General features: G+C 62.7%; 11 protein-coding genes. 7 read left to right on the forward strand and 4 right to left on the reverse strand.

Features of this window, described 5'->3' with window-relative positions; genetic code table 11:
* Nucleotides 1-5: 5 nt before the first annotated feature.
* Complete coding sequence (locus SINAR_RS0113165; RefSeq protein ID WP_150823929.1) at nucleotides 6-407, forward strand: hypothetical protein; 402 nt, start codon at nucleotides 6-8, stop codon at nucleotides 405-407.
* A 265-nt stretch (nucleotides 408-672) separates the two neighbouring features.
* On the opposite strand, the gene SINAR_RS0113170 is transcribed toward SINAR_RS0113165, so the two are convergent.
* Nucleotides 673-912 carry an SMc00767 family acetate metabolism repressor gene (locus tag SINAR_RS0113170; RefSeq protein WP_003527087.1) on the reverse strand — a complete coding sequence of 80 codons (240 nt, stop codon included), beginning with the start codon at nucleotides 910-912 and terminating at the stop codon, nucleotides 673-675.
* A gap of 109 nt (nucleotides 913-1,021) precedes the next feature.
* Nucleotides 1,022-2,311 (reverse strand): isocitrate lyase, encoded by a 1,290-nt coding sequence (aceA, locus tag SINAR_RS0113175; RefSeq protein WP_027999530.1) that lies wholly within the window; start codon nucleotides 2,309-2,311, stop codon nucleotides 1,022-1,024.
* A 228-nt stretch (nucleotides 2,312-2,539) separates the two neighbouring features.
* On the opposite strand from aceA, the gene SINAR_RS0113180 reads away from it, so the two are divergent.
* The 5 genes from SINAR_RS0113180 (at nucleotide 2,540) to SINAR_RS0113205 (ending at nucleotide 8,402) form a co-directional block, all read left to right on the forward strand.
* Nucleotides 2,540-3,952, forward strand: coding sequence for a helix-turn-helix domain-containing protein (locus tag SINAR_RS0113180; protein ID WP_027999531.1), 1,413 nt, complete (start codon nucleotides 2,540-2,542; stop codon nucleotides 3,950-3,952).
* A gap of 351 nt (nucleotides 3,953-4,303) precedes the next feature.
* Nucleotides 4,304-5,398: a polyamine ABC transporter substrate-binding protein gene (locus SINAR_RS0113190; RefSeq protein WP_027999532.1), complete on the forward strand. Its 1,095-nt coding sequence runs from the start codon at nucleotides 4,304-4,306 to the stop codon at nucleotides 5,396-5,398.
* 120 nt (nucleotides 5,399-5,518) lie between these two features.
* On the forward strand, nucleotides 5,519-6,661 hold the full coding sequence (locus SINAR_RS0113195) for an ABC transporter ATP-binding protein (protein WP_027999533.1): 1,143 nt from the start codon (nucleotides 5,519-5,521) through the stop codon (nucleotides 6,659-6,661).
* A 4-nt stretch (nucleotides 6,662-6,665) separates the two neighbouring features.
* Nucleotides 6,666-7,577 (forward strand): ABC transporter permease subunit, encoded by a 912-nt coding sequence (locus SINAR_RS0113200; protein ID WP_027999534.1) that lies wholly within the window; start codon nucleotides 6,666-6,668, stop codon nucleotides 7,575-7,577.
* A gap of 3 nt (nucleotides 7,578-7,580) precedes the next feature.
* Nucleotides 7,581-8,402 carry an ABC transporter permease subunit gene (locus tag SINAR_RS0113205; protein ID WP_027999535.1) on the forward strand — a complete coding sequence of 274 codons (822 nt, stop codon included), beginning with the start codon at nucleotides 7,581-7,583 and terminating at the stop codon, nucleotides 8,400-8,402.
* A gap of 70 nt (nucleotides 8,403-8,472) precedes the next feature.
* On the opposite strand, the gene SINAR_RS0113210 is transcribed toward SINAR_RS0113205, so the two are convergent.
* Nucleotides 8,473-10,299, reverse strand: coding sequence for an AsmA family protein (locus tag SINAR_RS0113210; protein WP_027999536.1), 1,827 nt, complete (start codon nucleotides 10,297-10,299; stop codon nucleotides 8,473-8,475).
* A gap of 173 nt (nucleotides 10,300-10,472) precedes the next feature.
* Here SINAR_RS0113210 and SINAR_RS0113215 point away from each other — a divergent pair, with 173 nt between their 5' ends.
* The gene (locus SINAR_RS0113215; protein ID WP_027999537.1) at nucleotides 10,473-12,425 is read left to right on the forward strand and encodes an acetoacetate--CoA ligase; all 1,953 of its coding nucleotides are present in this window, start codon (nucleotides 10,473-10,475) and stop codon (nucleotides 12,423-12,425) included.
* Between the two features lie 84 nt (nucleotides 12,426-12,509).
* On the opposite strand, the gene SINAR_RS0113220 is transcribed toward SINAR_RS0113215, so the two are convergent.
* Complete coding sequence (locus SINAR_RS0113220) at nucleotides 12,510-14,192, reverse strand: ABC transporter permease (protein ID WP_027999538.1); 1,683 nt, start codon at nucleotides 14,190-14,192, stop codon at nucleotides 12,510-12,512.
* Nucleotides 14,193-14,288: the final 96 nt, after the last annotated feature.

The following is a 14,288-nucleotide window of genomic DNA, read 5'->3' on the forward strand; positions in this document are numbered from 1 at the left end:
GCTGGATGCGCATGGAACGCTGCGGTCTGGCTTATATGCGCGCTACGGCCTTTGTTTTCCTTTCCGTTTTGGCGGGCTGCACTACGGCCGAGATGCACAAGCTGACCCGGATCGGCGACGAGAAGGGGAAGCCCATCTATACGTGGCAGTACGATCGCAATTCGAACCTGCCGCAGCGCATCAAGCAGCACATCATCGGCAAGTTCTCGAACAAGTACTGCGAGGGGCCTGCCAGGATCACAGATGTCGAGACGGTCAATCGTTTCGATTCGCTTGCACCGATCGGCAATGTCGTGGTGCGCCAGGTTTATCTTACAGACCGGGTGACGATGGTCTGTGAGCGGCAGCCCGGCGATCTTTCCAGCGAAACTAAGAAAGCAGAGCGGGTTTCGCGGCTTCCGCAATGACCGATGTCATTTCGATCGACCGCAGCCAGTTGGCCCGGCGATGCTGTAGCCTGTAATTAGCGGCATAAAAAGTGCTATTGTGATAGCCACTCAGCCGGTGGTTCGGACTCCGCTGTCGCCAGTGATCTGTCGGTCGCCCGGCCTCGGCGACGTCGGGCCACATGTTTCCTTCAATCGTAATCGATCGAAGGACAAAAACATGCAGCAGCACAAAGTCTTGCAGCGCAGCACGTCTGACAAGACGCACGGCGCTGCACGACAACAATCAATGCCGCCCCTGCGTGACGATGACCGGGATCAGCAGATCGCCCCAGTTGCCGTCGCCGCCGTGATGGCGGGCCGAACGTACCAGTTCGACGGAAACGCCGGCGTCCACGGCCTTCATGACCGCCTGGTTGAGGCGGTGCAGGTCGTTGGCGACCATGCGGATGGCCGCCTGCTGTTCCGGTGTCATGGCCGACGATTGTTCCTCGGCCCGTTCCTTGACGCGTGTCTGTACAGTCATCGGAGTGCTCCTTTGGGCGATGGTCGCGGGGGACTTCGTTGATCCCGCTTCGGTTTCGAGGTCTGGTTGGGGACGCGCGGCGGGGCAGGGTGCCGCGCGTCCCGCTCGTTCATTCTGCTGCCGGGCGGAACTGATCGTGCTCGGTGGATTCCTTCATGGCAGTGGTCGACGACTGGCCGCCGCTGATCGCGACCGACACGGCATCGAAGTAGCCGGTGCCCACTTCGCGCTGGTGCTTGGTCGCCGTATAGCCGTTGGCTTCGGCTGCGAATTCCGCTTCCTGCAGCTCCGAATAGGCCGCCATCTGACGGTCCCTGTAGCCGCGCGCCAGTTCGAACATGCCGTAGTTCAGCTGGTGGAAGCCGGCGAGCGTGATGAACTGGAACTTGTAGCCCATGGCGCCCAATTCGCGCTGGAACCTGGCGATCGTCGCGTCGTCGAGGTTCTTCTTCCAGTTGAAGGACGGCGAGCAATTATAGGCGAGCAGCTTGCCCGGATGTGCCCTGTGCACGCCTTCGGCGAATTTGCGCGCCTGCTCCAGGTCGGGCTTGGAGGTCTCGCACCAGATCAGGTCGCAATGCGGCGCATAGGCGATCGCGCGGGCAATGCAGGGCTCGATTCCGTTCTTTACCTGGTAGAAGCCCTCGACGGTGCGGCCGGCATCATAGTCGACGAAGGGGCGGTCGCGCTCGTCGATATCAGAGGTGAGCAGCTTCGCCGCTTCCGCGTCCGTGCGGGCGATGACCAGCGTCGGCGTGCCCATCACGTCGGCGGCAAGCCGTGCCGCGTTCAGATTGCGGATATGCGCCGCGGTCGGGATCAGCACCTTGCCGCCGAGATGGCCGCACTTCTTTTCGGATGCGAGCTGGTCCTCGTAGTGGACACCGGCCGCACCCGCTTCGATGAAGGCCTTCATGATCTCGAAGGCGTTGAGCGGCCCGCCGAAGCCGGCTTCCGCATCGGCCACGATCGGAGCGAACCAGGTCTCGACCGAGAGGCCGTTGCCTTCGGCAGTCTCGATCTGGTCGGCGCGCTGGAGCGTGCGGTTGATGCGCTTTGCCAGTTCCGGGGCCGCGTTGGCCGGATAGAGCGACTGGTCCGGATACATGGCGGAAGCCGTGTTGGCGTCGGCTGCAACCTGCCATCCGGAGAGATAGATCGCCTTCAAGCCCGCGCGCACCATCTGCATCGCCTGGTTGCCGGAGAGCGCGCCGAGTGCATTGACGAAGTCTTCTTCGTGAATGAGCTTCCAGAGGCGGTTCGCACCCATTTCGGCAAGCGAATAGCGGATCTCCACCGAGCCCCTGAGCCGCTTCACGTCCTCCGCGGAATAGGGCCGCTCGATTCCGTCGAAGCGCCCCTCCGGCGCATTTGGAACGAGCTTGTAAAAATCAGTCATACTTGCCTCCTCATGAAATCGCTTCATCTTCGACTTTCGTCTTGCGGCGCCTCTAGGCCGGAAGATCATGTGACAGTTTTTACATTGCGCTGCATAAACCCGCTACCGAATTCCCGTTACTAGCCGGTGGAAACGGGTTAGCTTGTCTTGCCTTTGACAATATGCGCGAGTAAAGTTGTAAAAGATGTCAAAGCGGATCGTTTGCCTGGCTTGTAAAAGGAATTACAAATGGCCGAGAACAAGATCTTTGCCGGGCCGCGGGTCAGGCGAATCCGCAACGGCCTCCAGCTGACGCAGACGGCGATGGCCGAGGCGCTCGGCATATCACCTTCCTATCTGAACCTCATCGAGCGCAACCAGCGGCCGCTGACGGTGCAGCTGCTTCTGAAACTCGCCTCCGTCTACAAGGTCGACCTCGAAGAGCTCCAGGGCGAGGCGGGCAGCGGCCTTGCGCAGCTGCGCGAGGTCTTTGCCGATCCGCTGCTTGCCGGCGAACTGCCGGGGGACCAGGAGCTGGTGGAGGTCGCCGAAGCGGCGCCGAACGTCTCCGGCGGCATCGTCAAACTTTATCGCGCCTACCGCGAACAGGCGTCGCGACTGAGGGATCTCGCCGCCCTGCTGGCGGGCGAGGGGCACATGGCGGCACTTGCCGATACGCGCCTGCCGATGGACGAAGTCCGCGAGGCGTTCGAGGCGCGGCCCAATCACTTCGCCCGCATAGAGGAGGCGGCGGAGGCCCTGCATGCAAGCCTCTCGCCCGGCGACGATCTTTCGGGCGCAATGAAGGCTTGGCTGAGAAGGGAGCACGGACTTGCGGTGCGGACGCTGCCGGTGCATGTCATGCCCACCCTGCGCCGCCGCTTCGACCGCCACTCGATGCGCCTCTTCATCTCCGAACGCCTGTCGCCCTTCGATCAGCTGCGCGAGATCGCGATCGAGGTGGCCTCGATCGCCTGCCACGAGGCGATTGCCGCCGAGCTCGAACAGTTACGCTTTTCCACCGCCGAAGCGCGGCGCATCGGCCGCTTCGAACTCGCGCGCTATGCCGCCCACGCGCTGATGATGCCCTATGCGGCGTTTCTCGCCGCCGCGCAGCGCATCAAGTACGATATCGCCGTCCTCGCCGCGCGTTTCCAGGTCTCGTACGAGCAGGTCGCCAATCGTCTGACGATGCTGCAGCGGCCGGGTGCGGCCGGGGTTCCGTTCTTTCTCATGGAGATCGACAGTGCCGGCAACCGGCTGCGTCGTGCCGGAGCGCAAGCCTTTCCCCATGCCCGTTTCGGCGGCGGCTGTCCCAAGCTCAACGTCCAGGCCGCCTTTGCCGTGCCCGGCCAGCTTCTCGTCGACCGCGTCGAGATGCCTGACGGCACCGACTTCCTGACCGTGGCCCGCACTGTCGACGGTCCGAAGGCCGGCTTCCATGAGCGGGTGCGGCGCACCGCAATCCTCGTCGGCTGCGAGGCCGCCTTCGGGAATGAGATAGTCTACGGCGCCGCCGCGGTCATGCCGGCGATCGCAATCGGTCCGGCCTGCCGGCTCTGCGAGCGGCAGGGATGTCTGGCGCGCGCCGAACCGCCCGTCACCCGGCCGCTCGGTCTCGACGAAATGGCCACCGGGCTCAGCGTCTTCGACTTTCAGTAAGCCGGCGCGAAATGGCGCGCCATCCGCAAGCGGACGCCGTTACTCCCCGAAACGCCCTCATTCCTCCGCTTGTCACAGGAATCCGGCCGGCCCAAGTCCTTGGGCCGATTGAACTCTTCCGCGCCGCAGACGCGGCGCTGCCCGATCCCCGCGACAAGCACAGGGGATGAGGTGAGAGGAGGGGATTTTCGGGCGGAAAACCGCGCGCCACTTTTTTCCTGGAGCCGCTCTAACTCCTTGAGCTTATCGAGAAAGATGCCTAACCTCCGCATCGGCACGATCAACAGACGGGGCGTAACGGCACTGAGAAGAAGATTACTGTCCCGAGCCGATAATCAAGAGGGGAGTTGTATGTCCAAACTCATCGTCGCAACCTTGACCACCGCGGTGCTTGCGGGATCGACCATGCTGGCTTCCGCCCAGGAGCGGGTCGTCAACGTCTATAACTGGTCCGACTATATCGACGACAGTATCCTTGAGGATTTCACCAAGGAAACCGGCATCAAGGTCGTCTATGATGTCTTCGACTCGAACGAGATCCTGGAAACGAAGCTGCTCGCCGGCGGTTCCGGTTACGACGTCGTCGTTCCGACCGCCTATTTCCTGCAGCGCCAGATCGCTGCCGGGGTGTTCCAGAAGCTCGACAAGTCGAAACTGCCGAACATTTCCAACATGTGGGACATGGTCATGGAGCGTACCGCGCAGTACGATCCCGGCAACGAATACGCCGTCGACTACATGTGGGGCACGACCGGCATCGGCTACAATGTCGAGAAGATGAAGGAGATTCTCGGCACCGACGAGAAGCCGAACTGGGATGTCGTTTTCGACCCCGAGATTGCGGCGAAATTCAAGGACTGCGGCATCCATCTCCTCGATTCGCCCACCGACATCATGCCCTCGGCGCTTGCCTATCTGGGGCTCAATCCCGACAGCCACGACCAGGCGGATCTCGAAAAGGCAGCCGACCTGCTGATGAAGGTCCGGCCCAATATCCGCAAGTTCCATTCGTCGGAATATATCAACGCGCTCGCAAACGGCGACATCTGCCTTGCCGTCGGCTTCTCCGGCGACGTCTTTCAGGCGCGCGACCGTGCGGCCGAGGCACAGGCCGGCGTGACGGTCGACTACTCGATCCCGGAGCAGGGCGCACAGATGTGGTTCGACATGCTGGCTATCCCCGCCGATGCGCCGCATGTCGCCGAGGCGCACGAGTTCATCAACTACATGATGAAGCCGGAAGTCATCGCCAAGGCCTCGAATTACGTGTTTTACGCCAATGGCAACAAGGCTTCGCAGCAGTTCCTCGACAAGGAAGTGCTCGAAGACACCGCCATCTATCCGTCCGATGCCGTGATGCAGAAACTCTTCACCACGACGCCCTTCGAGGCCAAGGAGCAGAGGGTATTGACCCGGCTCTGGACCAAGATAGTCACTGGTCAGTAGGAGCGAAAACGAATTGCCCGGACCTCAAATCCGGGCAATTTTCTTGCATGTTTCTGCGCTCAACTCTCGACGTGTCGGCGCTGGTCATTGCGTATGGGCGGTGCCGTTCGAGGATAGATGATGAAGTCTCTCGGAAGTATCCGGCGTTCTTTCGCGCCCTGGGCGGACCCCGCCTCCAAGCCTTTCATTTCCGTCAAGAACGTCACCAAGAAATTCGGTGACTTCACCGCCGTGGACGATCTTTCGCTGAACATCTACACGCGCGAATTCTTCGCCCTGCTCGGCGCTTCGGGCTGCGGCAAATCCACCCTCCTGCGGATGCTGGCCGGTTTCGAGCAGCCGACATCGGGCGAAATAATTCTCGATGGCCAGAGCCTGGCGGGCATCCCGCCCTACCGCCGCCCGGTCAATATGATGTTCCAGTCCTATGCGCTGTTTCCGCACATGACCGTCGAGAACAATGTCGCCTTCGGCCTGAAGCAGGACGCAATGCCGAAAGCGGACATCGCCGAACGCGTCGCGCAGATGCTGAAGCTCGTCAAGCTCGAGAAGTTCGCCAAGCGCAAGCCGCATCAGCTTTCCGGCGGCCAGCGGCAGCGCGTCGCCCTTGCCCGTTCGCTGGCAAAGCGGCCGAAGGTGCTGCTGCTCGACGAGCCGCTCGGAGCGCTCGACAAGAAGCTGCGCGAGGAAACGCAATTCGAACTCATGGACCTGCAGCAGGAACTCGGCCTCACCTTCGTCGTCGTCACCCACGACCAGGAGGAGGCGATGACCATGGCGGACCGCATCGCCGTCATGAGCCACGGCAAGGTCGTCCAGGTGGCGACGCCGGCGGAGATCTACGAGGCGCCGAATTCGCGCTTCGTCGCCGACTTCATCGGCGACGTGAACATATTCGACGGTAAGGTGACCTCGGCCGAAGACGGCTATATCCGTGTCGAGACGACGGGCGGCATCCCCGTCCGCATGGCATCGCCGGAAAAACCCGGGAGCGGAGCGAAGGCGGCCGTTGCGATCCGGCCCGAGAAGATCAGAATCAGCCGGCAGCCGCCGGAGCATGCACCGCTCAACGCCGCTGAAGGCGAGATATGGGACATCGGGTATCTCGGCGACATGACGGTTTTCCATATCCGGCTGAAGGACGGCAAGGTCGTCAAGGCGTCGTCGCTGAATGCGGTGCGGGCGGTCGAAGATCCGCTCGGCTACGACCAACAGGTCTGGATCTCCTTCGGCGAAGATGCCGGCGTCGTCTTGAAGGATTGAAGCCATGGCGAAACTTGCCTCAGCCTTCGTCAGTCGCCTGGTCATAATCATTCCCTATGCCTGGCTCCTGTTCTTCTTCCTCATCCCCTTCTTCATCGTCTTCCGCATTTCGCTGTCGCAGACGGCCGTCGCGATGCCGCCCTATACGCCGGTCTTCGATCTGGCGGGCGGTCTTTCCGGCATTCTGGAAAAGCTGCGGGATTTTTCGCTCGACAATTACGTCTGGCTGACGGAGGACGTCCTCTATTTCAACGCCTATGTGTCGAGTGTCGTCATCGCCGCCGTGTCGACCTTCCTGACGCTCCTGATCGGTTATCCTATCGCCTATGGCATGGCAAAGGCGCCGCGTTCGCTGCGGCCCACGCTGCTGATGATGGTAATCCTGCCCTTCTGGACGAGCTTTCTGATCCGTGTTTATGCCTGGATCGCCATCCTGAAGCCGGAGGGCCTGCTCAACCAGCTTCTGTCGACCGTCGGCCTCATCGATCAGCCCCTCATCATTCTCAACACCAACTGGGCGATCTATATAGGCATCGTCTATTCCTATCTTCCCTTCATGGTGCTGCCGATCTACTCGGCGCTTGAGAAGATGGACCATTCGCTGACGGAGGCCGCCCAGGATCTCGGCTGCACGCCCGTCGCCTCGTTCTGGCGTGTCACCTTCCCCCTGTCGCTCCCCGGCGTCGTGGCGGGCTGCCTTCTCGTTTTCATTCCGGCTGTCGGCGAATTCGTGATACCCGACCTCCTCGGCGGCTCGGAAACGCTGATGATCGGCAAGACATTGTGGAGCGAATTCAATTCCAACCGCGACTGGCCGGTTTCGTCGGCGGTGGCGATCATCCTGCTCATGATTCTGGTGATACCCATCGTCTATTTCCAGAACATCCAGGCCAAAGCCGACGGGGAGGGGAGGTGAGCCATGGAGAAGTGGTCCCGTTTCAACATCGCCTCCGTCGTTCTGGGCTTCGGCTTTCTCTATCTGCCGATCGTGCTCCTGGTGATCTTCTCCTTCAACGAGTCGAAACTGGTCACCGTCTGGGCCGGTTTCTCCACCAAATGGTACGGCCAACTCTGGCATAACCAGGGCCTCTTGGACGCGGCCTGGGTGACGATCCGGGTGGCGCTGCTTTCGGCGACCTGCGCGACGGTTCTCGGAACGCTGGCGGCGCTCGCGCTGGTGCGCTACACCCGCTTTCGCGGCCGTGTTCTCTTTTCCGGCATGGTCTATGCGCCTCTGGTAATGCCGGAGGTGATCACCGGCCTGTCGCTTCTTTTGCTCTTCGTGGCGATCGGGTTCGATCGCGGTTTCTGGACGATCACGCTCGCCCACATCACCTTCACCATGTGTTTCGTCGCGGTCGTGGTTCAGTCGCGTCTTCTGAGTTTCGATCAGTCGATCGAGGAGGCAGCGCTCGACCTCGGCGCGACGCCGGTCGGGACCTTCTTCGCGATCACCCTGCCGGTGATTGCGCCGGCCGTCTTTTCGGGCTGGGTTCTCGCGTTCACGCTGTCGCTGGACGATCTCGTGATTGCAAGTTTTACGACCGGGCCAGGCGCCACGACGCTGCCGATGAAGATCTATAGCCAGGTTCGTTTAGGGGTGACGCCGGAAATCAATGCCATCTGCACGATCCTGATCGGCATCGTCGCGCTGGGCGTGATCGTCGCATCGATCGTCACGAAGCGCCGCGAGGCCCAGCGCGAGAAGGACGAGCGAGCGGCCTTCGCGGCGATCGGGTGAGCGAAGGCAAAGCACTTCCAGGAAAGGTATGTAAGGGTTTTCCGTCCGGAAGTGCGTTATTGCAAAGATGTCACTTTGGGCTGAGGAGAACCGAAAGCGGTGAGATTACTGCGTTCGGCCAGGAGCCGCCGATGAAGAACTGCAGCGGCTCCTTGCCGGCCTCCGGGCCCGCGAGCGTTCCCGCCAGGGCCAGGCTGCCGGTGCGATAGGGGACGACCCCGGTCACGGAGATATTCCCGGCGGGGCCGACGAAAGCGGCCCGATCCAGCCGCGCGGTACCGCCGACGAAGCTCGCCTCGATGTCTGCCGTCCGGAAGTCGAGCGTGCCGTCGCTTGCCTGCGACAGGGAGAAGAATTCACCCTTGCGGACAAGATCGGTGAAGGCGTGAATGTCGAAATCGGCAAGGCTGCCATTCGTGAGGGAATAATCGAGACGGCCGAAGACGTCGGTGATGCCCGTCGCCCACAGCGGGCGGCCGGTGGCAAGATCGAGGCTGAGAACGCCCCTGCCCGTTGGGATGGGGCCCTTCAAACCGAAGCTCTCGAGGACGGCGGCGAAATCGGCATCTTTCAGGTTCGCCTGCAGCTTGCCACCCTGTTCCAGTCCGTTCTCCGACAGCACTGCCCGCCCGCTCAGCGTGCCGTTCGCGTAGCTGCTGTCGCCGATGTCGAGCGAGACCCGGCGGCCGTCGATTATCACCCCGGCTGCGACATCGGTCAGATGCAGCGGACCGGCCAGCACTTCCTGCGACGAGAGCCTGACATCAAGGCGCCAGCCGCCGACAAGGGCTTGCGCGATCCGCCATGCGCGGTCGTCCTCCTGCGCCGGCTTCAGCGTAGCCAATGGCAAACCGTTGAGGTCGATGCGGTCGAAGGCGAGCGTCCCCTCCACGCGCGGCCTTTCGCCGGGTCTCAGTTGCACGTCCAGTACGCCCGTCGCCGTAGCTCCGCCGATCGCCAGCTGGAGGTCCTCGAGCTTCAACGCCTGCTCACCGGTGGTCACCTTCGTGTCGATGCTGAAACCGCCGGCGGGAAATCCCGTCTCCGGCGTTCCGCGGTACCAGGCGGCGAGCGTTGCCAGCGAAGCTGCGGACATTTGCAGATGGCCCGAGGCAAAGGGCTGCGTCGAAAAATTGCCGCGGCCCTCGAAGGAAAATGTCAGGGGACTCGACGTCAGCGACGTCTTGAAGGAAGCGTCGCGCCTGGCGAAAAGGGCGAGCGGCTCTTCGCACACGAAGGCCCAGCCGACCTTTTCGCCGCCGATGGTGGCGGAGAATTGCGCGCTCAGCCGTCCGGCGAAGGAAGGCCATTTGAACGTGCCGGAGATCCCGGCGACGTCGACGCCCGCGCCATCCGTTGCCATATGGTCGACGACGCGGAGGCGGCCATTCTCGATCGTGATGTCGCCGAAGCGAGCCTTGTCCTGCGGCACGACAGTGCCCGGCTGCACCAGCCAGTGCGGCTTTCGCCAGTTCATGGTGCCGTCTGCTTCACGCTCGAAGGTGAAGACCGGGTCGACAAGCGTGATCTCGTCGAGCGCCTGCTCGCCGCGAAGGGCCGAGAGCAGGCTGAACGAAGCGGTGATGCGGCCGATTTCGGCGAGCGGGCGCGGTTCGGATCCGGCGGAGACGATCGTCGTTGCCGGGATCGTCACCAGGGGTTCCGGCCAGAACCGGACTTCCGGTTCGCCGCTGATCCTGCTCTTTCCGCCCGACCAGTCGTCGAGCATCCGTTCCATCGTCGCGCGCGCATCGGTCGTCGAGACGACAAGCGGCAGTGCGGCATTATAGGCGGCGGCAAGCACCACGCCTATGGCGGCCGACCAAACGAGGTGGCGCGGACGAAGCCGCACCCATAGGTGCGAATCGCGCAATATCTGGAACATCTTCCTCGTCATTTCGGTCGGACTTGCCATCGCCTCGGGTGAGCCGCTTGGATAGGGCTTCGGCTTGCATAAAGCAAATGTCGCCGACATGGAAATGTCGCCGTCGCGACGATGCGGAGCCGCATCCGCGCTGTTTGTTTTGCGTTGCAGCATGATATAGAAAAGGCCGAAGAGTGGAGGAGAGCATGCAAGCAGATCGACCGTTATGGGTTCCGGACAGGAAGACTCTCGAAGGCAGCCCGATGGCTGAGTTCATTACCTGGTGCGGGGAGCGCTTTGGACGCAGCTTCGGCGACTATGATGACTTTCATGGCTGGTCCGTGAGCGAGCGGGGCGATTTCTGGACCGCCGTATGGGAGCATTGCAAGGTCATCGGCGAGCGCGGAGAGAGGGCGCTCGTCGACGGCGACCGGATGCTCGACGCCCGCTTCTTTCCGGATGCGAGTCTCAACTTCGCCGAGAACCTGTTGCGCAAGACGGGAGGCGGCGATGCCCTGATCTTCCGCGGCGAGGACAAGGTGAGCTATCGGCTGACCTGGGACGAACTGCGCGCTCTGGTATCGCGCCTGCAACTGGCGCTGAAGGCGCAGGGGATCGGTGTCGGCGACCGCGTCGCCGCGATGATGCCGAACATGCCGGAAACGGTCGCCCTCATGCTCGCGACCGCTTCCGTGGGCGCGATCTGGTCGTCCTGTTCGCCCGACTTCGGCGAGCAGGGCGTCCTCGACCGCTTCGGCCAGATCGCCCCCAAGCTCTTCATCGCATGCGACGGCTACTGGTATAACGGCAAGCGGCAGGACGTGGACGCGAAGGTGCGCGCCGTGGCGAAGGCGCTCGGTGTGCCCACCGTCATCGTTCCCTATGCCGGAGACAGTGCCGCGCTCGCGCCGACGGTTGAGGGTGGCGTGACGCTTGCCGATTTCACCGCCGATTTCGAGGCCGGACCGCTTGTCTTCGAGCGCCAGCCGTTCAATCACCCGCTCTATATTCTGTTCTCCTCGGGAACGACGGGCGTACCGAAATGCATCGTCCACTCGGCCGGCGGGACGCTGTTGCAGCACCTCAAGGAACACCGCTTCCATTGCGGGCTCGGGGACGGCGAGCGGCTCTTCTATTTCACCACCTGCGGCTGGATGATGTGGAACTGGCTGGCGTCTGGCCTTGCGGTCGGTGCAACGCTGTGCCTCTATGACGGCTCACCCTTTTACCCGGACGGCAACGTCCTCTTCGATTATGCCGCCGCCGAACGCTTCGCCGTGTTCGGCACGTCGGCGAAGTATATCGACGCGGTGCGCAAGGGTGGATTCACCCCGGCAAAGACGCACGACCTGTCGCCCCTGCGGCTTATGACCTCCACCGGCTCGCCGCTCTCGCCCGAGGGCTTCTCCTTCGTCTACGAGGGTATCAAGCCCGATGTCCAGCTCGCCTCGATTTCCGGCGGCACCGATATCGTCTCCTGCTTCGTGCTCGGCAATCCCCTGAAGCCCGTGTGGCGCGGAGAGATCCAAGGCCCCGGTCTCGGCCTTGCGGTCGACGTCTGGAACGACGAAGGCAAGCCGGTGCGCGGTGAAAAGGGCGAACTCGTCTGCACCAGGGCATTTCCGTCGATGCCTGTCATGTTCTGGAACGATCCGGACGGGGCGAAATATCGGGCCGCCTATTTCGACCGCTTCGACAATGTGTGGTGCCACGGTGATTTTGCCGAATGGACGCCGCATGGCGGCATCGTCATCCACGGCCGCTCCGACGCCACCCTGAATCCCGGCGGCGTGCGCATCGGCACGGCGGAGATCTACAATCAGGTCGAACAGATGGACGAGGTCACCGAAGCGCTCTGCATCGGCCAGGATTGGGAGGACGATGTCCGCGTCGTCCTGTTCGTGCGGCTGGCTCCCGGCGTCGAGCTGACCGAAGAACTGGCCAGGGAGATCAAAGCCCGCATCCGGACGGGCGCGTCGCCGCGGCACGTGCCGGCAAAGATCATCGCCGTCGCCGACATCCCGCGCACCAAGTCCGGCAAGATCGTCGAACTCGCGGTCCGCGACGTCGTCCACGGCCGTCCAGTCAAGAACAAGGAAGCGCTGGCCAACCCCGAAGCTCTCGATCTCTTTGCAGGTTTGGAGGAACTCAAGAGCTGAGTTCGGGCTGGCATCCGTTCCTGTTGCGCCGCGTTCCTCTTCCCGACCGCCACATCCCAGCGAAGGGCAGGGGAACGACGTGCATTATGGCCGCCGCTCGAGCGAGCGGGACACCAGAATGACGGGCACCATCCCGGCGAGGACGATGATCATCGCGGCGACGGAGGCGTCCTCGACCTTCGCCCGCGAGGCATCCTCGTAGACGAGCGTTGCGAGCGTATTGAAATTGAACGGACGCAGCATGATGGTCGCCGAAAGCTCTTTCATCGTTTCTATGAAGACGAGGAGCGCGGCCGTCAGCACCGCCGGGCGCATCATCGGCAGCAGCACCGTGCGCAGCGTCTGCCCGCTCGTACGCCCCAGGGCGCGTGCGGCCATGTCCAGATGCGGCGACAATTTCTGGAAACCGGCCTCCAGCGTCCCTTCCGCCATGGTCAGGAACCGGACCGTGCAGGCATAGATGATGGCAAAGCCGGTGCCACTCATGAGGAGGCCGGTGGAAATCCCGAAAAGGTCCCGCATTTCGGCGTCGATGGTGTTGTCGAGGGCCGCGAGCGGAAAGAGCACGCCGATTGCCAGTACCGTACCGGGTACACCATAGCCGAAGGAGGCGAGCCGCCCGGCGATGTCGGTGATGCGCGAGCGCCCGGTACGGGCGGCATAGGCGAGCACGAACCCCAGGAGCACGGTCGCGAAGGCCGTCAGACCCGACACGAGAATGCTGTGCAGAAGCGCGCTCAGGAGGCGCGGCGCCAGGAACTGGTCGAGGCGTTTCAAGGCATAATCGCCCAGAACGAGGAAGGGAACGGCAAAGCCCGACCCAATCGGCAGAAGGCAGGCGGCCGTCGCAGCCCATCCCTTCCAGCCGAAAAGTCTCAGCCTCGCGACATCGTGAACCGCCGCCGTGGTCTTCTGGCTCGCAAAGCGCTGTCTGCGGCGCGCGGCCCGCTCGACCATCATCAGTCCGATGACGAAAACCAGCATGATGCAGGCGATCTGCGCCGCGCCGGCAAGGCTGCCGCGGTTGAGCCAGGTATCGAAGATGGAAAAGGTCAGGGTCTGAACCCCGAGGAATTCGACCGCGCCGATATCGTTCAGCGTCTCCATGGCAACGAGGGTGAGGCCGATCATGATCGCCGGCCGTGCCATCGGAAGCTGGACGCGGAAGAAGACCTTCAGCGGTCCGGCGCCGAGCGTCCGCGCCACGTCCGCGGCGGCGCGCCCTTGCATCAGGAACATGGAACGGCAGGCGAGATATATATAAGGATAAAGGACCGAACTCAGTACCAGCACGGCGCCGCCGAGCGAGCGCACGTCCGGAAACCAGTAATCGCGGCTCGTCTGAAATCCGAAGAGTGCTCGGGTCAGCCCTTGCACAGGGCCGGTGAAAGTGAGCAATTCCCCGAAGGCATAGGCCGAAAGATAGGCCGGTATGGCCAGCGGCAGCACCAGGGCGGCCGAAAGGAAACGGCGCAACGGAAATTCATAGGTCGCCACCAGCCAGGCTGTGAGAATGCCGATCACGGCGGTGGCGATGCCCGTGAACAGAACCAGGAGAAGCGTGCGTCCGGTCGCGCGCGGGATCACGTTTTCGATGAGATGCGGCCAGTCTGCGCTGCCGCCGGAAACGGCGAGCCACGCAATGGCAACGATCGGCATGAGCACGACGGCGGAGGCAAGGCCGGCCCAGCCTGTGAGCAGCGGATGGTGAAGGCCGGTTCCGGAGCTGGCGTAGCGCCGCTTGAGGCTTTTGGCGGTGAAGTGCAAGCGATCCGTCCGAAGCAAAGCCGATCGAAATGACGAGTGAGGAAACGGCTCGCATTTCCCCGACCTTCAAGAACCGGCAAACTGGTTCCCGCAGGT

This window comes from Sinorhizobium arboris LMG 14919 (assembly GCF_000427465.1).
GTDB classification, from domain to species: Bacteria; Pseudomonadota; Alphaproteobacteria; order Rhizobiales; family Rhizobiaceae; genus Sinorhizobium; species Sinorhizobium arboris.

Coding starts and splice junctions, on each gene's coding strand:
- SINAR_RS0113165 (WP_150823929.1), top strand. CDS start 6: ATGCGCATGGAACGCTGCGGTCTGGCTTATATGCGCGCTACGGCCTTT.
- SINAR_RS0113170 (WP_003527087.1), bottom strand. CDS start 912: ATGACTGTACAGACACGCGTCAAGGAACGGGCCGAGGAACAATCGTCG.
- aceA (WP_027999530.1), bottom strand. CDS start 2,311: ATGACTGATTTTTACAAGCTCGTTCCAAATGCGCCGGAGGGGCGCTTC.
- SINAR_RS0113180 (WP_027999531.1), top strand. CDS start 2,540: ATGGCCGAGAACAAGATCTTTGCCGGGCCGCGGGTCAGGCGAATCCGC.
- SINAR_RS0113190 (WP_027999532.1), top strand. CDS start 4,304: ATGTCCAAACTCATCGTCGCAACCTTGACCACCGCGGTGCTTGCGGGA.
- SINAR_RS0113195 (WP_027999533.1), top strand. CDS start 5,519: ATGAAGTCTCTCGGAAGTATCCGGCGTTCTTTCGCGCCCTGGGCGGAC.
- SINAR_RS0113200 (WP_027999534.1), top strand. CDS start 6,666: ATGGCGAAACTTGCCTCAGCCTTCGTCAGTCGCCTGGTCATAATCATT.
- SINAR_RS0113205 (WP_027999535.1), top strand. CDS start 7,581: ATGGAGAAGTGGTCCCGTTTCAACATCGCCTCCGTCGTTCTGGGCTTC.
- SINAR_RS0113210 (WP_027999536.1), bottom strand. CDS start 10,299: ATGACGAGGAAGATGTTCCAGATATTGCGCGATTCGCACCTATGGGTG.
- SINAR_RS0113215 (WP_027999537.1), top strand. CDS start 10,473: ATGCAAGCAGATCGACCGTTATGGGTTCCGGACAGGAAGACTCTCGAA.